General features: G+C 70.0%; 22 protein-coding genes, 2 tRNA genes and 1 riboswitch. Of the genes, 8 read left to right on the top strand and 16 right to left on the bottom strand.

What is annotated here, in order from left to right; all coding sequences use genetic code 11:
- Positions 1-281 precede the first annotated feature (281 nt).
- Positions 282-1,523 (top strand): PucR family transcriptional regulator, encoded by a 1,242-nt coding sequence (locus tag ABD333_RS00875; protein ID WP_344536704.1) that lies wholly within the window; start codon positions 282-284, stop codon positions 1,521-1,523.
- A 120-nt stretch (positions 1,524-1,643) separates the two neighbouring features.
- Here the strand turns inward: ABD333_RS00875 and ABD333_RS00870 are convergent.
- The 4 genes from ABD333_RS00870 to ABD333_RS00855 all read right to left on the bottom strand — a co-directional run bounded on the left by ABD333_RS00870 (position 1,644) and on the right by ABD333_RS00855 (position 3,436).
- A tRNA-Glu gene (locus ABD333_RS00870) sits at positions 1,644-1,716 on the bottom strand.
- A gap of 114 nt (positions 1,717-1,830) precedes the next feature.
- Positions 1,831-1,902: transfer RNA gene (locus ABD333_RS00865), tRNA-Gln, on the bottom strand.
- A gap of 117 nt (positions 1,903-2,019) precedes the next feature.
- Positions 2,020-2,655, bottom strand: a complete 636-nt coding sequence (locus tag ABD333_RS00860) for a DUF2461 domain-containing protein (RefSeq protein ID WP_344536702.1) — start codon at positions 2,653-2,655, stop codon at positions 2,020-2,022.
- Positions 2,656-2,671: 16 nt separating this feature from the next.
- Positions 2,672-3,436: a fumarylacetoacetate hydrolase family protein gene (locus ABD333_RS00855; protein WP_344536700.1), complete on the bottom strand. Its 765-nt coding sequence runs from the start codon at positions 3,434-3,436 to the stop codon at positions 2,672-2,674.
- 160 nt (positions 3,437-3,596) lie between these two features.
- Here ABD333_RS00855 and ABD333_RS00850 point away from each other — a divergent pair, with 160 nt between their 5' ends.
- On the top strand, positions 3,597-4,064 hold the full coding sequence (locus ABD333_RS00850) for an SRPBCC domain-containing protein (RefSeq protein WP_344536698.1): 468 nt from the start codon (positions 3,597-3,599) through the stop codon (positions 4,062-4,064).
- A gap of 3 nt (positions 4,065-4,067) precedes the next feature.
- Here ABD333_RS00850 and ABD333_RS00845 read toward each other — a convergent pair whose 3' ends face one another.
- From ABD333_RS00845 to ABD333_RS00830, 4 genes are all read right to left on the bottom strand, one after another.
- Positions 4,068-4,835 (bottom strand): cellulose binding domain-containing protein, encoded by a 768-nt coding sequence (locus tag ABD333_RS00845; RefSeq protein ID WP_344536697.1) that lies wholly within the window; start codon positions 4,833-4,835, stop codon positions 4,068-4,070.
- 942 nt (positions 4,836-5,777) lie between these two features.
- Entirely contained in the window at positions 5,778-6,116 is a 339-nt protein-coding gene (locus tag ABD333_RS00840) for a hypothetical protein (protein WP_344536695.1), read from the bottom strand.
- A 202-nt stretch (positions 6,117-6,318) separates the two neighbouring features.
- Complete coding sequence (locus tag ABD333_RS00835; protein WP_344536693.1) at positions 6,319-6,711, bottom strand: hypothetical protein; 393 nt, start codon at positions 6,709-6,711, stop codon at positions 6,319-6,321.
- Between the two features lie 334 nt (positions 6,712-7,045).
- A complete protein-coding gene (locus tag ABD333_RS00830) occupies positions 7,046-7,363 on the bottom strand; it encodes a hypothetical protein (protein ID WP_344536691.1) in 318 nt (105 codons plus the stop codon).
- A 316-nt stretch (positions 7,364-7,679) separates the two neighbouring features.
- Between ABD333_RS00830 and ABD333_RS00825 the strand changes: the two genes are divergently transcribed.
- The gene (locus ABD333_RS00825; protein WP_344536689.1) at positions 7,680-8,537 is read left to right on the top strand and encodes a GntR family transcriptional regulator; all 858 of its coding nucleotides are present in this window, start codon (positions 7,680-7,682) and stop codon (positions 8,535-8,537) included.
- A 172-nt stretch (positions 8,538-8,709) separates the two neighbouring features.
- Positions 8,710-9,450: a GNAT family N-acetyltransferase gene (locus ABD333_RS00820; RefSeq protein WP_344536687.1), complete on the top strand. Its 741-nt coding sequence runs from the start codon at positions 8,710-8,712 to the stop codon at positions 9,448-9,450.
- Positions 9,451-9,465: 15 nt separating this feature from the next.
- On the opposite strand, the gene ABD333_RS00815 is transcribed toward ABD333_RS00820, so the two are convergent.
- Positions 9,466-9,786 carry a ribbon-helix-helix domain-containing protein gene (locus ABD333_RS00815; protein ID WP_344536686.1) on the bottom strand — a complete coding sequence of 107 codons (321 nt, stop codon included), beginning with the start codon at positions 9,784-9,786 and terminating at the stop codon, positions 9,466-9,468.
- Between the two features lie 324 nt (positions 9,787-10,110).
- On the opposite strand from ABD333_RS00815, the gene ABD333_RS00810 reads away from it, so the two are divergent.
- Both ABD333_RS00810 and ABD333_RS00805 read left to right on the top strand, forming a co-directional pair.
- Positions 10,111-11,865, top strand: a complete 1,755-nt coding sequence (locus tag ABD333_RS00810) for a cyclic nucleotide-binding domain-containing protein (protein ID WP_344536684.1) — start codon at positions 10,111-10,113, stop codon at positions 11,863-11,865.
- Between the two features lie 80 nt (positions 11,866-11,945).
- Positions 11,946-12,305 carry an antibiotic biosynthesis monooxygenase family protein gene (locus ABD333_RS00805; protein ID WP_344536683.1) on the top strand — a complete coding sequence of 120 codons (360 nt, stop codon included), beginning with the start codon at positions 11,946-11,948 and terminating at the stop codon, positions 12,303-12,305.
- Positions 12,306-12,308: 3 nt separating this feature from the next.
- Here the strand turns inward: ABD333_RS00805 and ABD333_RS00800 are convergent, their stop codons facing one another.
- The 4 genes from ABD333_RS00800 to ABD333_RS00785 form a co-directional block, all read right to left on the bottom strand.
- Entirely contained in the window at positions 12,309-12,590 is a 282-nt protein-coding gene (locus tag ABD333_RS00800) for a GNAT family N-acetyltransferase (RefSeq protein ID WP_344536681.1), read from the bottom strand.
- Positions 12,591-12,634: 44 nt separating this feature from the next.
- The gene (gene cimA, locus ABD333_RS00795; RefSeq protein WP_344536679.1) at positions 12,635-14,212 is read right to left on the bottom strand and encodes a citramalate synthase; all 1,578 of its coding nucleotides are present in this window, start codon (positions 14,210-14,212) and stop codon (positions 12,635-12,637) included.
- 481 nt (positions 14,213-14,693) lie between these two features.
- Positions 14,694-15,797: a branched-chain amino acid aminotransferase gene (locus ABD333_RS00790; RefSeq protein WP_344536678.1), complete on the bottom strand. Its 1,104-nt coding sequence runs from the start codon at positions 15,795-15,797 to the stop codon at positions 14,694-14,696.
- A 175-nt stretch (positions 15,798-15,972) separates the two neighbouring features.
- Positions 15,973-17,028, bottom strand: coding sequence for a 3-isopropylmalate dehydrogenase (locus tag ABD333_RS00785; protein WP_344536676.1), 1,056 nt, complete (start codon positions 17,026-17,028; stop codon positions 15,973-15,975).
- Positions 17,029-17,151: 123 nt separating this feature from the next.
- Positions 17,152-17,297, top strand: a riboswitch (cobalamin riboswitch).
- A gap of 30 nt (positions 17,298-17,327) precedes the next feature.
- Between ABD333_RS00785 and ABD333_RS00780 the strand changes: the two genes are divergently transcribed.
- On the top strand, positions 17,328-17,552 hold the full coding sequence (locus ABD333_RS00780) for a CbtB domain-containing protein (protein WP_344536674.1): 225 nt from the start codon (positions 17,328-17,330) through the stop codon (positions 17,550-17,552).
- Positions 17,552-18,301 (top strand): CbtA family protein, encoded by a 750-nt coding sequence (locus tag ABD333_RS00775; protein ID WP_344536672.1) that lies wholly within the window; start codon positions 17,552-17,554, stop codon positions 18,299-18,301. Before ABD333_RS00780 ends, ABD333_RS00775 begins: the two co-directional genes overlap by 1 nt.
- Here ABD333_RS00775 and ABD333_RS00770 read toward each other — a convergent pair.
- The 3 genes from ABD333_RS00770 to ABD333_RS00760 form a co-directional block, all read right to left on the bottom strand.
- A complete protein-coding gene (locus ABD333_RS00770) occupies positions 18,247-18,915 on the bottom strand; it encodes a (2Fe-2S)-binding protein (protein WP_344536671.1) in 669 nt (222 codons plus the stop codon). The genes ABD333_RS00775 and ABD333_RS00770 overlap by 55 nt on opposite strands.
- 886 nt (positions 18,916-19,801) lie before the next feature.
- Positions 19,802-21,391, bottom strand: coding sequence for a phosphoglycerate dehydrogenase (serA, locus tag ABD333_RS00765; protein WP_344536670.1), 1,590 nt, complete (start codon positions 21,389-21,391; stop codon positions 19,802-19,804).
- Between the two features lie 375 nt (positions 21,392-21,766).
- Positions 21,767-22,399: a thymidylate synthase family protein gene (locus ABD333_RS00760; protein WP_344536668.1), complete on the bottom strand. Its 633-nt coding sequence runs from the start codon at positions 22,397-22,399 to the stop codon at positions 21,767-21,769.
- Positions 22,400-22,683 lie beyond the last annotated feature (284 nt).

The following is a 22,683-nucleotide window of genomic DNA, read 5'->3' as shown; positions in this document are numbered from 1 at the left end:
GATCGCCACCTCGTCGAACGGCGGAGCCGATCCCAAGAACTGCGAGACGGCGTGGCGATTGGCCGCAGCAAGCAAGTCCTTGGCCTCTGCCGACAATAACAATCCCGGGTCCCGGGATGTAACCTTCTCGTACAAACCCGGTCAGAACGATCGACACAACCGGTGATTGCCATCCCCCCGCTGGATGTCCTTGGACTCGCGACCCAATGTCGTGAACGCCACCCCCGAGGCATTCATTTCCCGCTACTCCAAATGTGAAGACAGACAGAGTGGAGAGGGACATGACGACCGGCCGGACTGATGCGACATCACTCCGAAGACCAGTCACCGCCCCGGCGTCCAGAGAGGAATCGGCGGTCTATCGCGAGCGGGGGCTGCGAACGCTGCGCGGACGCCTGCCGGATCTGACCGAGCTGGTCGTGAGCGCGCTGCGCGCCGCGGAACCCGCCTACCGCCACGGCGGCATCCCCCCGCAGGAGCCGCCGCTGTGGATCGGACGATCGATCGACCTGGCGTTCGACGCCCTCCGGATGGCGCCCGAGGAACGCGCCGAGACCCTCGACTGGCCTCGCAGGCTCGGCGAGCGCCGCGCCCGCCAGGGCGTGCCCATGCAGGCACTCCTGCGCGCCTACCACATCGGAGGAAAGGTCATCTGCGACGCGTTCACCCAATGGGGGCTCGAAGAGGGCCTGGCGCCCCAGCACAGCATCTCGCTGATCGACGACGCGTGGGACGTGGTGGACCGGCATTCCTCCGCCGCGCTCGACGCGCTGCGCGCCACCGAGGGCGAGCTGCCCGGCCGCCAGGTCGCGTCCGCGCTGCTGGACGCCCTGCTCAACGGCGAGACCGACCGGGCCACCGCGGCCGTGGTGGCCCGGGCCTTCTCCCTGCCCGAGGACGGCCGCTACGCGGTGGTGGTGCAGCGGCCCGCCGACGGCCCGGCCCCGCCGCTGGAGCCGACGGAGCTGCCGGTACGGGTCCACGGCACCCGGGTGGTCTGGCGGATGCACGGCGAGAGCGCGGTCGGCGTGGTCGTTCTCGGTGAGCTCTCGGCCGCCGCGTTCGGCGCCGCACTGCAGCCTCGCGACGGCCGGCGCGCGGGGGTGAGCGTCGCCGTCGACGGCCTGACCGAACTCGGCCGCGCCCGCCAGCTCGCGGAGCTGGCGGCGCGCACGCTCTCCAACGGGCACGGTCTGGCCACCCTCGACGAACGGCTGCCCGCGACCATGCTGACCGTCCGCCCCGACCTCGCGCGCGAGCTCGAACTGCGGGTGCTCGCCCCGATCCTGGCCCTCGACCAGCCGAGCCGCGACCTGCTGCTCGACACGCTCGCCGCCTGGCTTGAGGCGGAAGGATCGGCCACCCGGGCGGCGGAGACGCTCTACTGCCATCGCAACACCGTGCTCAACCGGCTGCGCCGACTGGAACTGCTCACCAAACGCTCGCTCGACAATCCGAAGGACCTCGTCGAGGTCACTTTGGCGCTTGAGGCGTTCGACCTGCGCAGCGGCGTACGGCGCTAATCGCCATGACCGATGACCGTGCCGGGAACGGCGCGGGAATCCGGCGTGAAAAGAGTCAGAAGAAAAGCCGCCCCAACGGAAAAAGGTCCGGCGGTGTGAACCGCCGGACCTTTTCTTACGTACCCCCGAGCGGATTCGAACCGCCGTTACCGCCTTGAGAGGGCGGCGTCCTAGGCCACTAGACGACGGGGGCCTGGATCTTCGTTCGGCCTTCGCGATCTCCCGCTCGGGCCTCGCCCAGCTTACCGGACGATGTCCCCCTGTTCGAACCGGCTTCTCGCGAAGCCATCTCGATCGAGGGGAGCAGCTGGGGTACCAGGACTCGAACCTAGACTAACTGAACCAGAATCAGTCGTGCTGCCGATTACACCATACCCCAGTGCGGTAGAGCGGCCTTCCGGTCGCTCGCGCCTCGACGAGAATACAGGACCCGGGGACCTGGACCAAAACCGATTGCCCAGGCCCCCCTGGGCTCGTGCCCGGGCGCGACCGGCGGCTATCGGGCGAAGTCGGGCGGGCCGATGTGCTCGCCGCCCCACTCCACGAGCGGACGGAGCCGGCGCCAGGACTCGCGGACCCGGTCGACGACCTCGGGAGTGCGCATCCAGGGGTCGGCGGGCCAGCCCTCGTGCGCGTACAGGGACCGGTGGCGCAGGAGCTCAATGCGCGGATGATCTCCGGAGAACCCGCGCGGCCGGGTCTTGAGCCGGTCGCCGGCGATCTCCATGCCGCCGCCGCGGAGGCTCTCGACGATCACCTCCAGCGTCTTGCCGCTGCTCTCGGCGTCCACGGCGGCGCGGTAGCGCCGCAGCTGCTCGGGCGTGGGCGCGTACATGCCGCCCGCGACCATGAGGCCGTCGGCGTCGACCTGGAGGTAGAACCCGTTGCCGGTGTGGCCGCCCTGGTGGGTCTTGTAGGGCGACTTGTCGTGGCTGAAGCGCACGTCCCGGTAGGGCCGGAACATCTTGGCCGGGCCGAACTCCGGCTCCAGCTCCGCGAACAGCTCGATCAGGGGATCGCGCACGCGGCGTTCGTAGGTCTGCTTGTGCGCGGTCCAGTAGGCCTTGCTGTTGTCGGCGAGCAGCCCCTCGTAGAACGCGAAGGCCTCGTCGGTAAAGCCGGTGAACGCCATGGGGGGTACTCCTCGCTCAGTCGCGCGCGACGACCCGGTTGGTGAGGGCGCCCACACCCTCGACCGTCACCGTGACCTCGTCGCCGATCTCCAGCGGCCCGACGCCGGCCGGGGTGCCGGTGAGGATCACGTCGCCGGGCAGCAGGGTCATGACCTGGCTCACGTACTCGACCAGCATGGGGATGTCGTGCGTCAGCTGCGACGTCCGCGCCTCCTGGCGGACCTCGCCGTTGACCGTGGTGGAGATCGCGAGATCGGCCGGGTCGGCGTCGGTCTCGATCCACGGGCCCAGCGGGCAGAACGTGTCGAAGCCCTTGGCCCGGGTCCACTGGCCGTCCTTCTTCTGCAGGTCCCGGGCGGTCACGTCGTTGGCGCAGGTGTAGCCGAGGATCACGTCGGCGGCACGGGCGGCGGGCACCTCGCGGCACATCCGGCCGATCACGAGGGCGAGCTCGCCCTCGTAGTCCACACGTTGGCTGAGCTTCTCCGGGTAGGAGATCGCCTCGCCGGGACCGATCACCGCGGTGGACGGCTTGCTGAAGAGCACCGGCTCCGCGGGCGCCTCCCCGCCCATCTCGCGGGCGTGCTCGGCGTAGTTCTTGCCGATCGCGATGACCTTGCTCGGCAGGATCGGCGCCAGGAGCCGCACGTCGGCCAGCGGGAACCGCTGCCCGGTGAAGGTGAGCTCGCCGAACGGATGGGCCGCGACGGCGGCGATGGTGTTCTCTTCGACCACGCCGAACGACATGCCGTCCTCGGCGGAGAACCTCGCGATACGCATGGTCAAAAGCCTAGTACGGCTTTTCGTGGCCACAGCTTCGCCCGGATACCCCCAGATCATGGGACGAAATTCCCGAAAGCTACCCTTCTCCGGCCGGGGCTGGAAGCATGGACGGCATCGTCACAGACCCCGAGAACGCCCGCCGGAAGGTCCCTCGCCCATGGCCCAGCCGAACGTTGGGGCTCGCACCGAGCCCGTCCAGCAGGTGACGATCGTCCGCAGCGACCGCGCCCACACCTTCGAGGTGTTCGTCAGGGGCGTCGGACGCTGGTGGCCGGGCCGTCCCTTCTCGTTCGGCGAAGGCAGGCCCGACACGGTCCACATGGACGAGGCGCTCGGCGGCCGGATCCACGAGACGCGGGCCGACGGCACCGAGCACGACTGGGGCCGCGTCACCGCCTGGGAGCCGCCGGCCAGGCTGGCCTTCACCTGGCAGCTCCCACCCGCCGCCGGTACGGAGATCGAGGTACGGTTCGCGGCGCTCGGCCCCAACCTGACGCGCGTCGAGCTGGAGCACCGCGGCTTCGACAAGCTCCCGCCGGAACAACTGGCAGCCGTGCCCGGCGACATCGGCGAGGCCTGGAGCCTGATCCTGGGCCGCTTCGCGGCCGTGGCCGAGGCCGGCTGACCGTCAGAAGCCGCACGCCCGCCCGTTGATCTTGCAGCCCTTCGGGTCCGCCGCGACGCCCTCCGCCCCGTACTGGACCTCCCAGGTGGCGCCCGGCGGCACCGGCGGGGCGCCCTTGAGGTTCTGGATCTCAACCCGGTCGCCCTTGCGCACGAGCCTGCCGCCCCAGATGTTCTTGACGTTGGCACCGGGCGCGTCGAACGTGATCTTCCACGCCGTCATCGGCTTGCCGGTCCGATTGGTGAACACCAACCGGCCTTCGTAGTAGCCCGGGTCCTGCTGCATCAGCTGGTACGTGATCCCGTTGCCGGACTTCACAGGCCCGACCGGCGCCACGCTCGGCGTCGGCGCCACCGGCGCCGGGGTCTGCTGCACCGGTGGCACAGCGCCGGTAGGCGTCGGCGTAGCCGCACCACTCGGCGTAGCGCTCGCCGAAGGCGTAACCGAGGGCACGGTACCGGCCTTCTCAGTGCCGCCGTCCCGCTGCAACACCACGGCACCCACCACAGCCGCCGCGATGAGCAGCACCACCGCACCGACCGCGATCAGCACAACCGGCCGCCGAGACCTGCCACGCACCGGCTGTTGCGGCGGGATACCACCCGACCCAAGCGGCATGGCGGCCTGCCGGTGAACGTCAGGAGTCGGCGGCGCAAGAACCGGCGGCGCCCCTCCACCCAACGCCGCCGCCTGCCGAGGCGCAGTCTCCTCGGCACCAAAATGCGCCGTCCACAGATCGTCCTCATCAGGAACAACCTGCTCCGCACTCACCCCACCCGCCTGCACACCCGCAACCCCCGCCATAGGCTGATGGCTGCCCGCAACACCCGGCTGCTCACTCACGGCGCGCGACTGCCCACCCGCAACGCCCGGCTGCTCACTCGCGAGAGACGGCTGCTCGCCCGAAGCACTCGACTGCTCGTTCGCCACAGGCACTTGCCCACCTGCAGCGCCTGGCTGCCCACCCGCCACAGGCGACTGCCCGCTCGCGGCACTCGGCTGCCCACCCGCAGCGCCTGGCCCACCCGCCATAGGCGGCTGCACGCCCGGCTGCCCACTCGCTATAGGCGGCCGCCCACCCGCAACGTCCGGCTGCTCGACCGCCACAGGCGGATGGGAGCCCGCAACGTGCGGCTGCTCGATTGCCACCGGCTGCCCACTCGGAACGCCTTGCTGCCCACCCGCCATGGGCGGCTGCCCGCCCGAGACACCCGGCGACTCGTTCGCCACCAGCGGCTGCCCGCTCGGCACGCTCGGCTGCTCGTTCGCCATGGGCGGTTGCCCGATTGCGGCGCTTGGCTGCTCGGTTGGTACTGGCGGATGGGGGTCCGGGGCGGGAGGGGCGTTCGGGGGTGGGACGGGAGGCTGGGCGCTCGTTGACTGGGGGGCTGTCGCCTCTTCGACGATCGTCGGCGGGGGTGTGTCTTCGTCGACCGTGAGGTCGGTGACCGTCTCGGGTTGCTCGACGGCGAAGTCCGTCATGGTCGCGGGCGGCGGGTCGTCCACCGGCTGGTCGACGATGGTCGACTCGGCTCCGGAGTCCTTGCCGGGAATCCGGAACTCCGCGGTTGTCTTGTGGTCCGGGGGAACGTACCCGGGCTCCTGACCGCTCACCACGTCACCTTCCAGTGCCTCGATCTCACTGGTGTCCGACGACGGGCGGAGCGGTTCGGTTCACGCGGTCGGCGGCGTTTCGCGGAACCGGGGGGCGCGTCAGCCCGCGGTGGCGGGTTCGAGACCGCGGCGGGCGGCCTGGCGCTGGTGCCGGTTGAGCATGTCGGTGACGAGCTCGATCGCGTCGGGTGTGGTGACGCCCTGCGCGCCGGACAGCCAGCGGGTGGCCTCGGCGAGCAGCTGCTCGGAGGAGTCCGGCGAGCCGGCGGGCTGCTCGTCGGCGAGGCGGCCCAGCACGTCGCCGAGCCGCAGCGCGGCGTCGGGCCGGGCCGACTCCGCGGCGCGGCGGAACCACTCGGCCGCCCGCTCAAGGTCGCCTTCGAGCTCGTGCTGCTCGCCGAACCGGTAGGCCAGGTCCGCGAGCGAACCTCCCGACAAGCGCCCTGTCGTATCCAGGCGCCAAGGTCGGACGGGCATGCGATCACTCCGGACGTCGAACTCGGGAGACCCGGCGGGTGCGGACGCGCACCCGCCCTTCATGGTCAGGTCGTGGCCACCAATGGTGACGGTCTCCTCCGGCCTCCGCCACCGGTTTACGCAACTTTCCCGAGTTTGTCAGCGTACGGGCGATACCCGCCGGTCAGTAGCCGGCGAGACTGTCGTCGAGCCCGTCCCGCGCGGTGTAGGGGCGGTGGACGGTCGGCCGCTCGACGCGGTCGCTCTCCAGGAGCCAGGCCGCGTGGCCGGGTTCGAGGAGGACGCCACCGCCGAGCTTGACGGGGTCGGCCAGGACGGTGCGCTCACCGGGGGCGCCGGAGACGAACCGTCCCTTGACGAACCCCTCGGACTCGTTCCACACCACGGCGTGGGTGCGCAAGATGAACGTGGCGTCTCGGGGGTTCATGGGATCGAGCCAGACGTTGCGTACGTCCAGGTTCCGCGCATCGAACGCTTCGGCCACCTGAGTGATGTAGCCGCGGATGGCGTCCACCTGCGGGAGGACGTGTGGCAGGGGGCGAGTCGGGGCGATCACGGCAATGTCCCTCTCTGCAGCTTGCAAGCATTATGAGGGATAAATTGCAAGATGTCCCTTTCTCTGCGCCTCATGACGAAAGACCGATTTGGACACAGGCCACATCAGCCACTCGCCCCCCTTCCGTCCCTGACCCCATGAGACGGAGGTATTGATCAGGTCAGGCGAAAGCGTGTTGCCCTAGCGGGATCCACCTGCCCTGCTGAAACAGAACGCATTCCTCCTTTCACCGGCGGTAGGCGGAACACAGGAATTCGAGGCGGCCAGGCAATGGCCGGATCCGGCCATGCTCCTCCGCCTCTGATTCCCCCGTCCCATGAAGCACTCACACCTCTCAGGTACGCCTGGCGAGACCGAGGCCGGGCACGAACACACCCGCCGCGAGAACGAGCGCGAACACCACGACCGAGCCGGCCAGCGTCCACGTCGCCGGAGCGTGCGTCCAGCGCCCGACGACCGCCGTCGTCACCAGGCCCGTCAGCCCGGCCGCGACCACGACCGCGAATCCGTACGAGGCCCTGGGCGAGGCGTCGCCGGCGGCCACCGGTTCGGTGACGAACACCGGGTCCGCCCTTACCGTCGGGCTGCCCTCGGTCAATGTGAGGTCGTCGCCGCCCGTGACTGGGGTGTCTTCCACCCGGCTTTTCTCCACCGACCTCTCCTTAGGTCGTCCGCCCTCTTCGTTGTTCCAGTCCGATCACCTGTCTCCGCTGGGAACGAATTCCGAACATCTGGTGACTCAGCTGGTAACCTTGCCCCACTCGCCTCGCTCGTCGACTTGTACCTACAAGTTCGGTGGTCCAGTGATACCCTCTTGGTGAGGACTTACACCTCCGAAACGGTTCATCTCTTACGGTTCATCTACTTGCAGGGCAAGCCCGGCAAAGTAGAAGATCTAGCTCAGTGGGACGAACCGGAGGCGCGACGCGGCAGTCTCACCCCGTGTGGGCGGGAAAGGAGCGGACCGGATGGCAGCGCGGCGCTGGCGCGAAGTCGCCGATGATCTGCTGAAGCGCATCGGCGACGGTGACTTCCCGCGGGACAAGGACGGCGGGCGGCGCAAACTCCCGCCCGAGAGTGAGCTGCAGAGCCACTACGAGACGTCCCGCAACACGATCCGTGAGGCCCTGGACTTCCTGGCCAACCGCGGCCACGTCGTCTCCGAGCAGGGCAAGGGGACGTTCATCGTCTTCCGGCCGGAGCCGGTGCACGTGACCCTGTCGGCCACCGAGCTGGGCGTCGGCCCCGGCGGCGGCGAGGGCCAGTGGTACAAGCGCGACGCCGCCGTGCAGAACCGCGAGCCCACGAGCTCGGTACCGCGGGTCGAGATCCAGGTCGTGTCCGAGCAGCTCGCCTGGTACCTGCAGGTCGAGCCCGCCACGCAGGTGGTGTCCCGGCACCAGCAGATCTACCTCGACGACGAGCCGTGGTCGTTGCAGACCTCCTACTACCCGCTGGACTTCGCGCTCAAGGGCGGCGCCAGCAAGCTTCTGGAGGCCCACGACATCCCCGAAGGCGCGGTGAAGTACCTCGGCAAGACGCTGGGCTACAAGGAGGTGGGCTACCACGACGAGATCAGGGCCCGCGCTCCCGACGACAACGAGAAACGCTTCTTCGCGCTCGGTGACTCGGCGGCGGACGTGGTCTTCGAGACCACCCGCACCGCGTACGGCGTCGAGGGCAAGGCATTCCGTCTCACCGTGACGGTATGGCCGGCGGACCGCAACCGCTTGCACTACAACGTGGGCGAGGTCCCGACCAGGGTGATGAAGGCGCCGAGCCGCAGGTCCTCCAGACGGTCTCCGAACGGAGACGAGGGCACCTGACCCGCACGACCCCGCCCCGTTCCGGAGCCCGTCCAGCCGACGGGACACCGCGCCGGGAGCGGGACGGCACAACACATGTCCGGTAACCCCCGTTTCTCCGTTCCTGCCGCCGTTCCCGGCGTACGCGGGCCGGGGAGGTGGGGGCTCTCACTTTCGGAGCACAGGAATCCACGTGAACGTCAACACCGGGGTCCGCCGGTTGCGGATCCGCCAACGGGGGCCGCGCTTTCAGATCCGCCTCGCCGAGGTCGAGCACATACCGATCGTCATCGGGCTCATCGAACAGGCCGCCGACTGGTTGCGCGAGGAGAAGGACACGCAGCAGTGGAACACCCCCTGGCCCGACCGGGAGGGCCGGGACAAACGGGTGTACGAGGGAGTCGTCAACCGGCTGACCTGGATCCTGTGGGACGGCGCCACCCCCGCCGCCTCAGTGACGATCAACCCGTTCGGCAACGACCTCTGGACCGAGGACGAGCAGCGCACGGACGCGGTCTACATCCACCGGCTCGTGATCGACCGCGCGTACGCCGGGACGGGGCTCGGCGCGGAGCTGATCCGCTGGGCGGGCCGGCAGGGCCGCCGCCGGACCGCCCGGGCGAAGCTGATCCGCATCGACGTCTGGACCGACAACCACGAGCTGCACGCCTACTATCGCCGTCAGGGCTTTCGCGACGTGGCCGTCCGCACGGTCGGTGACGACTGCCCGTCGGGCGCCCTGTTCGAGAAGCGCATCCGCAGCACGCCGTGGTCCGGAACGCCGCGGATCGGCACCGCGCCGGCGCCGCGCGGCGAGCGGGGGGCGAGATGGCTGGGCGGGCGGGGACCGGCTCAGACCGCGCTCGGCGGTGTGGGCGTCACGGTCGGCGCGCTGGCCACCATGATGATCTTTTTCGTGCTCAAGGTGCACTGAGTCGCCGGGGTCTCTTCAGACGATCTTCCATTTCATGAGGTCACCGTCGGGGCTCTCGCGGCAGTAGATCGAACCGCCGTTGCCGGCCATGCGCTCGATCTCGGCGTACACCACGAGGGCACGGCTGATGCTGTCGGTCTTGTTGATGCCGGTGAGAGCCATGATCTCCTCGAGGGCATCGCGCGCCTTCAGGCTGAGGTTGACGGTGACCCGTTCCCCCACCGGTCCCGCGGGGGCGGCGTCCCTGTCGTCGACGTCACGCCGGGCGGACGGGCGCGCGCTGTGCGTCTCGGAGGCTGCTCCGGAGTTCTTCATGAGCGGGTTCGCCTCCAACATCGAACGTCTGCTGTTCGCATGCTCTCGACTCAGGTGGTTCCCTCACTCTATGGGACGGAAACCTGCCTGAACATCACATGTGAGTCTCGAAACATCAGGCTTCTGTGTAAGTTGCACCAGAATTTGATGCGCGGATTGCATGTACATCGTATGCGTCTCGTCATACGCTTGCCACATCCGAGCCCGAGCCAAGCCCCGGGTTCCCTCCCAGGGGAAGGGAGGCGGAAAGTGAACAGAGTGCGAGACAGAAGGCGGCGGAGCAGGACCGGTGCCCTCCGGGTTCCGGGCACGCCGCCGCGCCGGCCGATCAAGGCGAGCCTTTCGATGGCTCTGATCGGCCTCTCGATGCTGGTCATCGTGGGGGCCGTCCTGGTCGGCGGAGTACGGGGGATCATCGCGGCGCTGCTGGCGCTCGTCGCCGTGCCCATCGCGGGGTTCACCTACGACCAGATCGCCCTGACCAGGAAGGGCCGCTCGCTGGCCACCACGGTCGAGGAGATCCAGGCGCTCAAGTCGAGCGACCAGCTCGCGTTCACGCGACCGCTCACGGCCATCTTCCGCCCGACACGCGGGTCGTCCGCCCGCGAGACGGCGCTGGAACCGGCCAGCAACAGCCGGAACGAGACGACGGGGGACGTGCGCCACTGGGCGGTCCTCACGTCCGTTCCGGGCATGAACGAAACCGGCATGAACGAGACCGGCCTGAACGAGACCGGCCTCAACGACGCCGACCTCAACGAGACCTGCCTGAACGAGGCCGGTCACCCAGAGACCAGTCCCTCCGCGGCAGGTTTCTCCACGACGGATCTCACCGGCAACGGCGGGTCCGCGCCGACATCGGCTCCCGGCCGTCCCGCCGCCGGGACGGGCGAGCCGAGCAAGAACGGGACGCGCTCCCCCGGCGGCGATACCGCCGGGGCGGCTGGCCCCGACGGGAGGCTGCCCATGGCCGAGCCCCGGCCGACCTTCTGGCAGGCGCTCACCGCCCAGGAACGCCGGACGTTGCGAGCACGGGCACACGAGACGACGTACCAGCCCGGAGACGTCCTGTGCCGCGAGGGACGGCCCGCCGAGCACGTCATCGTCATCGTGTCCGGCTGGGCGAAAGTGTGGGTCCACGAGCCCGACGGCATCCGCGACATCGCCCTGCGAGGACCCGGCGACCTGGTGGGCGAACGGGCGGCGCTGCTCGTACGGGCGCGTTCGGCGATGGTCACCGCGGAGACGCAGATCAGCGCGTTCCAGACGCGTACCGAGAGTTTCCTCGACTTCCTCGCCGAGCATCCGCGCGTGCAGGCGGTCCTGGAGAGGCAGGTGTACGACCGGCTCGTCGAGGTGCCGCCGCGGCAGGCCGCCCCCGCCCGCGCGGACGCCTCCGCCTGGGCGGGCTCGCAGGTCCTGGGCGGCGCCCCGCAGTGGGCGGACCCGTACGGGTGGCCCGGGCCGCTCGGCTGGCCGGGCCGCTCCGCACAGCCGCAGGTGCCCGCCTGGTCGGGCGGCAACTGCTCGATCCTGCTCACCGACATCGCCGGATTCGGCGGGCACGGCCGCGACGACGACGACCGGATGGTCGTCCGGGACTCGATGTACGAGATGCTCCAGGACGCGTTCGCCGGATCGGGGCTCGGGGAGGCCGACTACTACCAGGAGGACCGCGGCGACGGCGCCCTGATCATCGTCCCGCCCGACACCCCGACCCGGTCGGTCGTCGATCCGACGCTGGCCCGGCTGGAGGCCGCGCTCCGCCGCCACAACCGGCGCGCCGGCGAGGCGACCCGGCTCCAGCTGCGGGTCGCCCTCCACGTTGGCCCGGTCACCTGGGACCGGCGCGGGGTGTCGGGCACCGCCATCATCCAGACCGCCCGGCTCCTGGAGGCGCCCGTCCTCAAGAGCAGGCTCGCCGAGACGGGGGCCGACCTGGGCTTCATCGCCTCGACGTTCGTCTACGAGACGGTCATCCAGCAGGGCCCCGGGTTCGTCGACCCGGCCTGCTACCTGCCGGTCGAGATCAAGGTGAAGGAGTCCGCCCTCACGGGCTGGATGTACCTCGCGGGCGGCTCCGCGCTGCGCGCGGTGTGATCCCCCGCCGGTCCCCCGCCGGCGGTGCGCGTTAACGTTTTCGCTGAACGACGCGCACCTGCCGAGCTAGGGAGACCGACTTGTCCGTTATCAAGATCAACGTACTGACCGTACCGGCGGAGAACCGCGAGGAGCTGGAGCGGCGCTTCGCGGGCCGGGCCGGCCTGGTGGAGTCCGCCGAGGGCTTCGAGGGCTTCCAGCTCCTCCGTCCGGTGGAGGGCATCGAGCGCTACCTCGTCGTCACGCAATGGCGCAGCGACGAGGACTTCCAGCGCTGGACCGAGAGCCAGGCGTTCAAGCACGGTCACGCGCAGGCCGCCAAGGACGCCAAGGACGCCGCCCCGAAGACGGGACACGGCCACGGCCACGGCGGCCCCGCGTCCGCCGGTGCCGAGCTGTGGTCGTTCGAGGTGATCCAGAGCGCCGGGCCCAAGGCCTGACGGTCAGGCCACCAGGTCCTGGTACTCGGGGTGCTTGTCGATCCAGCCCTTGATGAACCTGCAGTTCGGGACCACGGACAGGCCGCCTTCGGTCCGCACGTGGTCCAGCGCGCCGCGGGCCAGGGCACTCCCGATGCCCTGGCCCTCGTAGGCCGGATCGACCTCGGTGTGGGTGAAGACGATCTGGCCGGGCCGGCGCTCGTACTCCGCGAAACCCGCGAGGATGCCGCCCTCGTGCAGCTCGAAGCGGTTCTGCTGGGCGTTGTCGGTGATCTCTCTGCTCATGACCTGGGTAATGCCCGCCCTGCGGCGGACATTCCCCCGGGGCCTCAGCCGGCCTCGTAACCGGCGTGCAGCAGGGAGTACGTGACGGCCTCCTCCAGCGCCTGCCAGGACGCGGCGATCACGTTGTCCTCGACGCCGACCGTGCCCCACTCGCGGGTGCCGTCGCTGGACTCGATGAGCACGCGGGTCCGCGCGTTCGTGCCGTGCGAGCCCTCCAGGATGCGGACCTTGTAGTCGACCAGCTCCAGCCGCGCCAGCTCGGGATAGAGCCGGCCCAGCGCGATCCGCAGCGCGTTGTCGAGGGCGTTGACCGGGCCGTTGCCCTCGCCGGTGGCGACGATCCGTTCACCCTTGGCGTGCAACTTCACCGTCGCCTCGCTGACCATGGAGCCGTCGGGACGGCGCTCGACGATGGCGCGCCACGACTCGACCTCGAAGTGCCGCTGCCGGACGCCGGTCAGCTCCTCGCGCAGCAGCAGCTCGAACGAGGCGTCGGCGGCCTCGAACGTGTAACCGGTGGACTCCAGTTCCTTGACCCGGTCGACCACGTTCTTGGCCTTGTCGCCGGACAGGTCGTACCCCAGCTCCCGGCCCTTGAGCTCGACCGAGGCGCGACCGGCCATGCTGGACACCAGCATGCGCATGTCGTTGCCGACTGCGGCCGGGTCGATGTGCTGGTAGAGAGCGGGGTCGACCTTCACCGCCGAAGCGTGCAGGCCCGCCTTGTGCGCGAACGCCGACAGCCCCACGTACGGCTGCTGCGAACTCGGCGTGACGTTGGTGACCTCCGACACCGCGTGCGCGATCCGGGTCATCTCGGCCAGCTGGTCGTCGGTGACGAGCCGCATGCCGCGCTTGAGCTGGAGGTTGCCGATGACCGTGAACAGGTTGGCGTTGCCGCTGCGCTCGCCGTAACCGTTGGCGCAACCCTGGACGTGCGTGGCCCCGGCGCGTACGGCCGCGAGCGAGTTGGCCACCGCGCAGCCGGAGTCGTCGTGGCAGTGGATGCCGACCCGGGCGCCGACCCCGACCACCTCGTGGACGACGTCGGCGAGCTCGTCGGGCAGCATCCCGCCGTTGGTGTCGCAGAGCGCGATGACGTCGGCCCCGGCCTCGGCGGCGGTCCGGACGACCTCCAGCGCGTAGGCGCGGTTGGCGTGGTAGCCGTCGAAGAAGTGCTCGGCGTCCAGGAAGACTCGCCGGCCCTCCGCACGCAGGTGGGAGACGGTGTCGCGGATCATCGCGAGGTTCTCCTCCAGCGTCGTGCGGAGGGCCAGTTCGACGTGCCTGTCGTGACTCTTGGCGACAAGGGTCACGACAGGAGCGCCGGAGTCGCGCAGGGCGGCCACCTGGGGGTCGTCGGCGGCCCGCACACCGGCCCGGCGGGTCGCGCCGAACGCGGTGAGCTGCGCGTGCTTCAGGTCGAGCTCGGTCTGAGCCCGCCGGAAGAACTCTGTGTCCTTGGGGTTGGCGCCCGGCCAGCCGCCCTCGATGAAGCCGACCCCGAGCTCGTCGAGGTGGCGCGCGACGACCAGCTTGTCGGCCACGGAGAGGTTGAGCCCCTCCTGCTGTGAGCCGTCTCGCAGCGTGGTGTCGTAGACGTGGAAACCGTCGCCCTGCATCGAATCCCCCTCGCGGTATGGCTGGCGTGCACTGCCCCTGGAAAGCAAAAAACCCCTCACGGACGTGAGAGGTCTGCGCGCCGGCTGTGTCCCGTTAGCTGCCGGCGCGCCAGCCGATAATGACGAGGCTGTAGCGCATGATGCGAGCAAGCATGCCATACCATCCGACCGAATAAGACATCGATCTCAAATACCGAGACGCCACCGCCTCAGCCGTCACGCGAGCGCGCCACCTGAACCGGAGCGAGCCCCCACCCAGCCGCCCTTTCAAAGGACAAGCTTCGCCAGGCAGCGCTCTTGCGGGATCGGGGTCCAATACTGAGACGCCACCGCCTCAGCCGTCACGCGAGCGCGCTAACGGGTCGGGAAGCGAGCCGAAGGCGAAGCTTCCCGAGAGATCGCGAAGCGATGTCGCGCTCGCACGCTTTTGCGGTTCGGGGGGCGAGCCGCCAGGCGAGCCCCCCGAGGCCGCGAAAGCCAATCAACACAGCTTGCAAACCCAGCCGTAGGGGTCGGGGCGGGTGCCGTACTGGATGCCGATGAGTTCCTCGCGGAGCTTCATGGAGATCGGGCCGGGCTCGCCGGTGCCGATGTTCCACTCACGGTCGGAACCCTTGACGTGGCCGACCGGGCTGATGATCGCGGCGGTGCCGCAGCCGAACACCTCGGTGATCTCGCCGGATTCGCAGCCGGCCTGCCACTCCTCGATGCTGATCTTGCCTTCCTCGACCGGGAGGCCGAGGTCGGGGGCGAGCTTGAGCATCGAGTCGCGGGTGATGCCCGCGAGCAGCGCCCCGTTCAGCGCCGGGGTGAGCAGCCGCGCGCCGGAGCCCGAGCCGTACACGAAGAACAGGTTCATCGACCCGACCTCCTCGACCCAGCGGTGCTCGATCGCGTCGAGCCAGACCACCTGGTCGCAGCCGTGCGCGACCGCCTGGGCCTGGCCGGCGAACGAGGCGGCGTAGTTGCCGCCGGTCTTGGCCTCGCCGGTGCCGCCGGGGGCCGCCCGGACGTAGTCGCGCGACAGCCAGACCGAGACGGGCTTGATGCCCCGGGGGTAGTAGAGCCCGGACGGGGAGGCGATGACCATGAAGAGGAACTCGTTCGCGGGCCGGTTGACGCCGAGGGCGCGCGTGGTGGCGAACATGAACGGCCGCAGGTAGAGGCTCTGGCCCTCCTTGCCGGGAATCCAGTCCCGGTCCGTGCGGACCAGCAGTTCGAGCGCGTCCACGAACAGCTGCTCGGGGATCTCGGGCATGGCCATGCGGCGGGCGGAGCGGTTCATCCGGGCGGCGTTGGCGTAGGGACGGAACGTCACGACCGAGCCGTCGGCCTGCTTGTAGGCCTTGAGCCCCTCGAACAGCTCCTGGGAGTAGTGCAGGACCTGGCTGGCCGGGTCCATGGGGATCGGCCCGTAGGGTTCCAGACGCGCGTCGTACCAGCCCTTGCCCTCCTGGTAACGGATCGTGATCATGTGATCCGTGAAGTGCACCCCCCATCCCGGGTCGGCCACGATGCGCTCGCGCTCCTCGGCCGGCGTCGGCTGCTCGTTAGGGATGATCTCGAAGTCCAGGGTGCTGCTCATCGTCTCGGTCCTCTCCCGGATCGCCACCGCGGCCCCTTTGCCGCTCGGCATTCCTTAATGCCTATTGTCGTACTTCGTCTAGTCCCACTCCTCGATCACGGTGCGCGCACGAAAAAATCCGGGCGCGCCCGCGAGGCGCACCCGGAGTCGGCCCTGTGGCCAGGGCGGCGCGCCCCTAGCCGGATACTCGCTTCGCGATCGCGTCGCCGATCTGCGACGTGGACCGGGCGCCCAGCCCCGGGCGCTCCAGCAGGTCGTCGGCGACGGCCTGCTCGACGCGCCGCGCGGTCTCGGCGGCACCAAGGTGGTCCAGCAGCATGACGACGGACAGGATCGTAGCGGTCGGGTCGGCCTTGCCCTGCCCCGCGATGTCGGGGGCGCTGCCGTGCACCGGCTCGAACATCGACGGCGCGGCGCCGGTCGGGTTGATGTTGCCGGAGGCGGCCAGCCCGATGCCGCCCGCGACGGCGGCGCCGAGGTCGGTGATGATGTCGCCGAACAGGTTGTCGGTGACGATCACGTCGAACCGCCGCGGCTGGTTGACGAAGAACATGGTGGCCGCGTCGACATGGCAGTAGTCGGTCTCGACCTGCGGGAACTCGGCCGCGAGCTGCCGGAGGTAACGCTGGTAGAGCCCGGCGGCGAAGGTCAGGACGTTGTCCTTGTGGACGAGCGTGAGCTTCCTGCGCGGTCTGGCCGCGGCCTGCTCGAACGCGTAGCGGATGATCCGCTCGACGCCGTGCGCGGTGTTGACGCTCTCCTGGGTGGCGACCTCGTGCTCGGTGCCCTTGCGGAGCACGCCGCCGACCCCGGTGTAGGGGCCCTCGGTGCCCTCGCGGACGACGACCATGTCGATGTCCTCGGGCGCGACGTTCGCCAGTGGGGTCGCGGCGCCCGGAAGGAGCTTGACGGGCCGCAGGTTGACGTAGTGGTCGAGCTCGAAGCGGGTCCGCAGCAGCAGCCCGCGCTCCAGCGTCCCGCTGGGCACGCTCGGGTCGCCGATCGCGCCGAGCAGGATGGCGTCCTGGCCCCGCAGCTCGTCCAGCACCGAGTCGGGCAGCACCTCGCCGGTCCGGTGCCAGCGCGCGGCGCCCAGGTCGTAGGTGGTCTGCTCGAACGCCAGGCCGGACGCGGGGGCCACGGCCTCAAGGACCTTCAGACCCTCGGCGACGACCTCGGGGCCGATCCCGTCCCCCGGGATGACGGCCAGACGAATGTTGCGGGAAGCCATGGGCGCACTCTACCGCAACGTCTCAGCCCCTGAGCACCGGTCTCAGCATCCGAGACCGCCATCTCGGCACCGTGAACCGGCCCGGATTTTGTCACCGCGGCCCGACTTGACGCGGCGCCCATGCTGAGTGGACGCTCGGCAGGACAAGTTCACAATCGAGGCGGCAGTGCGCAGGAACCTGGTGCGATTCCAGGACGGTCCCGCCACTGTGTCCGGTCGGCCCGCACGGGCCGCGGAAGTCAGGAACTGACCTGCCGTCCTCCCGTTACCGGGGCGAGTGCACCCCGTGAGGAGACCCAATGGCCCAGTCAGCCATGCCGTCGACGCAGGTCCAGGAGCCGCCCGTTCCGCTGCGCGTCCCCGTTCGCGAGATCCTGCCGTGGGCGGTCCTCGCCGCCGTCCTGGGCCTCGCCCTCCTCTACTTCGTCGGTGCCGAACAGGGCGCCACCTCGCTGTTCAGCGGCACCTGGGTGCACGAGTTCACGCACGACGGCCGGCACCTGCTCGGGTTCCCCTGCCACTGATGATGCGCACCCTTCTCATCCGCGGCATGCTCGCCGGCGTCGCGGCGGCGGCGCTCGCGCTCATGATCGCCTGGATCTACGGTGAACCGCAGGTCGGCCACGCCATCTCGTTCGAGGAGTCCCGTGCCGCCGCGCACGAGCACGGCGAGGAGGTGGTGAGCCGCACCGTCCAGAAGACCACCGGCCTGATCACGGCGATGGTCTTCTACGGCGTCGCGGTCGGCGGGCTCTTCGCCATCGCGTTCGCGTTCGCCTACGGCCGGATCGGCGCGCTCGGCGCGCGCGCGACGGCGGCGTTGGTCGCCCTCGGCGGCTTCGTGGCGATCGTGGGCGTGCCGTTCCTGAAGTACCCGCCCACGCCCCCGGCGGTCGGCAACCCGGACACGATCGGCAGCCGGACGGCGCTCTACTTCGGCATGGTGGCGCTCGGCGTCCTCGCCACCACCGCCGCGGTGATCGTCCAGCGCCGCCTGCTGCCCAGACTCGGGACATGGAACGCGACGATCGCGGCCACGGCGGGCTTCGCCGTCGTCGTGGCGGTCGTCTACCGGTTCACACCCAAGCCGGACGCGGTCGCGGACGGCTTCCCTGCCACCGTGCTGTGGGACTTCCGGATGGCGTCACTGGGCATCCAGGTGGTGCTCTGGGCGACGCTGGGCCTGCTTTTCGGAGCCCTGACCGAGCGCTCGCTGGATCAGCGGACCAGCACGCAGTCACCGCACATCTCGCCGCCGGGCGGGACGCGGTAGTAGAGGCAGCAGCTGCGCCGCACGAAGCCCCGCCCCTGTTCGAACGTGCCCGTCCCGGCGATCGGCTCACGGGAGAACAGGTCCCGCACGAGGCTGTCGAGCGGCGCGGCCAGGCCCGGCCGGAGGGTTCCAGCGCGGAGCGTTCCGGCCAGGGCCGACGCCGCGTTCCCCCAGAGCAGGCCGTCGGCCAGGCTGACGACCTGGAGCATCGTCTCGCGCAGCGGCCGGAGCTGGCCGTTCACGACCGTCTCGTGGAGGCGGTCGGCCGAGCGGGGCCACCCCGACGGCTCGGCGAGCCACAGCGCGATCGGCGCGCCGGGCGCCCAGCGCCAGTGAAGGCTGGACAGGTCCGGCACGGCGCCGACCGCCGCTGCCGCCACCGCGGGCGACCAGAGGCGCGACGCCAGGCCCTGAAAGAGGATCGAGGCGGCCACACGCCGCTCGCCGGTGCCGAGCCGCTGGGCGTACGCGTCGACGAGCCCGAGCAGCCGCTCCGGGTCCTTCTCGGGCAGAGGACGCCAGGTCGGATCGGCCTCCTCCGCCGGATCGGTGACGATCTCGAAATACGGCCCCAGCGCCGCCGCCGCGCCCAACGCCGCGATCACGTCCGTCATCAGCGCCCCGCCCACCCATTCCCGACCGCCACGAATCCCCTTCCGTCGCCTCCCCGAGAGTGGCATACACACCCACCCACGCTACCGACGCCCTCGACCCTGACGCCCCCGTCCGGTGTCAACACCCGTCATACAGTGCCGACGGTTGCCATCAGGCACCGACGTCCCGCCCGGTGCCGACGCCGCCGCCCGATCCCGACACCCGCCGTCCAGTGCTGATGCCCGCCGTCCGGCGCTGACACCGCCCGGTGCCGACGCCGTCGGTGTTGACGGCTGGCTTGGGGTGTTGATGTCCGCCGTTCGGTGTGACGCCCGACGTTCGGGCGCGTCGGCCGGGTCAAAGGGGGTGACAGGCGTCGTTATCGCAGGACGGCCCCCGGGGTTTGGGGTCTGTGGGCGTTCTTGTTGTGTGCGGACGCGAAAACCGCCGTGACCGGTGGTCGGTCACGGCGGTTTCGAGGTCGCGTTCGTCAGCGGCCGGACTGGCCGCCGTTGTCGCGGCGGTCCAGGGCGGTCTGCAGTGCGCGTGCCGCTTCGTCCTGGTCGTCGGCGGGTGCGGCGAAGGTGTCGTTCATGATCTGCTCCGTGGTCTCTGGTGGCTGCTGTGCCGAGGCCGCCGGGTCACCGTGGTTCGCACGGTCCGGCGCCGAACAGGACTTACGGCCATCACCCCACTCCGCAGCGGGGTATGGCCTGCCGTTCAGGCCCCGCTGCGGCAGCGAAGGATTACTACGAAGCGCCGCATAACTCACTCCACGGTACCCGTGGAGCCGGAAAGTGTCCCGACCCGTGGCCGAAATTCTCGCATGGTGAGACGATCACGCGTTCACCTGCGGAAAGCGAAAGGCCGTGATCCCGTGGCGGGATCACGGCCTTCGTGAAGCGGTCAGGCCTCCAGGTCGACCCGGCGGCCCATCTCGGCGCCGATCTCGGCCTTGATGCCGTCGACGAGCTGGGTCGGGATGGCCGAGTCGACGGTCAGCGCGATCAGCGCCTGGGCGCCCTTGGCGGCGCGGCCCACCTGCATGCTGGCGATGTTGACGCCGCTCTCGCCGAGCAGCTTGCCGACGACGCCGACGATGCCGGGACGGTCGGTGTAGGTGAAGAACGCCATGTGCTCGGTCGGCACGAGCTCCATGTCGTAGCCGTTGATCTCGATGATCCGCTCGATGTGCTTGGGGCCGGTGAGCGTGCCGGAGACCGACACCACCGAGCCGTCGCCCATCGTGCCGCGGACCTGGACCACGTTGCGCCAGTCGGGCGAGTCCTCGCTCGTGGTGAGCGTGACCTCGACACCGCGGTCGCGGGCCAGCAGCGGGGCGTTGACGAACGTCACCGCCTCCTCGATCACGTCCACGAAGACGCCCTTGAGCGCGGCCAGCTCCAGCACCTTGACGTCGTGGCCGGTGATCTCGCCGCGCACCACCACGTCCAGCCGGACCGGCACGCCGCCGGCCAGCGCGGTGAAGATGCGGCCGAGCTTCTCGGCGAGCGGGAGGCCGGGCTTGACGTCCTCGGCGACCGCGCCGCCCTGCACGTTGACGGCGTCGGGCACGAACTCGCCGGACAGCGCGAGCTTGACCGAACGGGCGACCTGGGTGCCCGCCTTCTCCTGCGCCTCGTGGGTGCTGGCCCCCAAGTGCGGGGTGACCACGACGTTGTCGTGGTGGAACAGCGGGCTCTCGGTGCACGGCTCGGTGCTGAACACGTCGATGCCTGCGCCGGCCACCCTGCCGTCCTTGAGCGCCAGGTCGAGAGCCTCCTCGTCGACGATCCCGCCGCGGGCGGCGTTGACGATGCGCACGCTGGGCTTGACGCGGTGCAGCTCCTTGTCGCCGATGAGCCCGAGGGTCTCCGGCGTCTTGGGCAGGTGCACGGTGATGAAGTCGCTGTCGCGCAGCAGCTCGTCGATGGTGACGAGCTTGACCCCGAGCTGGGCGGCGCGGGCGGCCTGGACGTACGGGTCGTAGGCGATCACGTTCATGTCGAACGCGGCCAGCCGCTGGGCGACCAGCACGCCGATGCGGCCGAGGCCGAGCACGCCGACGGTCTTGCCCTGCAGCTCGACGCCGGTGTAGCGGGACCGCTTCCACTCGCCCTGCTTGAGGGCGCCGTGGCCCTGCGGCACGTTGCGGGCGGTCGCCAGCAGCAGCGCGATCGCGTGCTCGGCGGCGGTGACGATGTTGGAGGTCGGCGCGTTGACGACCATGACGCCGGCCTTGGTGGCGGACTCGACGTCGACGTTGTCGAGGCCGACGCCGGCCCGCGCCACCACGCGCAGCTTCTTGGCGTGCTGGAACACCTCGGCGGTGACCTTGGTGGCGCTGCGGACGATCAGCGCGTCCACGTCGGTGACGGCCGCGAGCAGCTGCCCGCGGTCGGCCCCGTCGACGGAACGCACCTCGAAGTCGGACTCCAGGACCGCGATGCCGGCCGGGGAGAGTTCTTCAGCGACGAGGACGACAGGCTTGCCCAAGGGAACAGTCCTTTGAAATGGAGTGTGTGCAGGTGATTTGCGAGTCCACCCCGTCGTGCCCCCGCGCAGAGACAGTCTAGTCGTCTCCGCTGATTGCTTTCACGGTTCGGCCACCGAGCCGAGAAAGCGGCAGCCGCGCATCGCTTCGCGATCTCCCCGTGGAGCTTCACCTGGCGGCTCGTACGCGACCGCGTGACGGCTGAGGCTCGTCGCGTCCGCGGCAAGCCCGGCCCCGCACGCGACTGCGCTACCTGAGCCGGAGCGAGCGCCAGCGAAGCTCCGCGCGAAGATCGCGAAGCGATGTCGCAGTCGCCGCTTTTGCGGTTCGGCGGCCGAGCCGCCAGGCGAGGCCGCCGAGGCCGCGAAAGCCAAAAACTAAGCCGCCTCGGGCATCGCGGCCAGCACGGTCGCCACGCCGTTGGCGTCGGCCACCTCGATGTGCGGGACGTCGATGAACACCCGCAACGGTCCCGGCGGCAGGCCGAGGTCGTCGGCGACCTCCAGCTGGATGCCGCGGAGCGGGACGTAGGCCAGGTAGCCCCGGTAGACGTTCTGCGAACGGAACATCGCGGTCATGATCAACCGGTAGTCCCTGATGCGGAACGACAGCGCCGCGAGAGTCGGCACGCCCTCGGCGCCCTCACCTGGCACGGTCAGCGAGATCCACGCGCTGGTCGTCCAGGGCCGGGACCGCAGCAGGTCGGCCACCCAGTGCAGCTGGTGCACGCCGTTCATGTCCCGCAACCGCTCGCCGAGCTCGCCGTCCATGGTCCGCCGCGGCCTGTCCTGCGCCCAGCGGGACATCCGCGCGCCGTCGCCGTACTCGCGCAGGATGGGATCCTCCCAGCTCAGCGAGGCGATCTCGAAGAGGATCGGGGGGCCCTCGATGATCGGGCCGTGGTCCTCCATGCCGGCCTCGCCGGCCGCCCATACGTGGCGCAGTACGGCGATCCACGCCCGCCCGCAGGTCTCCCACCGCTGGACGGACCGATCCACTCCGCCCGCCACGTCACGACTCCCTGCCAATTGTCACCCCCGAGCGGGGGCCGGTAATCAGGCAATTACCTGCCGCGGACAAAGCGCGGGGGAGAATATATTCCGCCCCGCGGGCCGGCACCTCTGCCCTTGTCTCCCGACGATGATCAACACTCATGACTCCGCCCCACCGCCACCACGGCTGCGGTCACATTGAGTGTTTGCCCAGGTGCGGAAGGCTGGCCGCCCGCCGTTGCGACTTTCCTCAAGTATCGGGCAAAGAGCCCGAAAAGTGTAGGGCAAATGTCGGGAGCCAC

The sequence above is a fragment of the Actinomadura fulvescens genome, from assembly GCF_039533225.1.
In the GTDB taxonomy this organism is placed as follows: Bacteria; Actinomycetota; Actinomycetes; order Streptosporangiales; family Streptosporangiaceae; genus Spirillospora; species Spirillospora fulvescens.
This window is presented reverse-complemented; position numbering and strand designations above follow the sequence as displayed.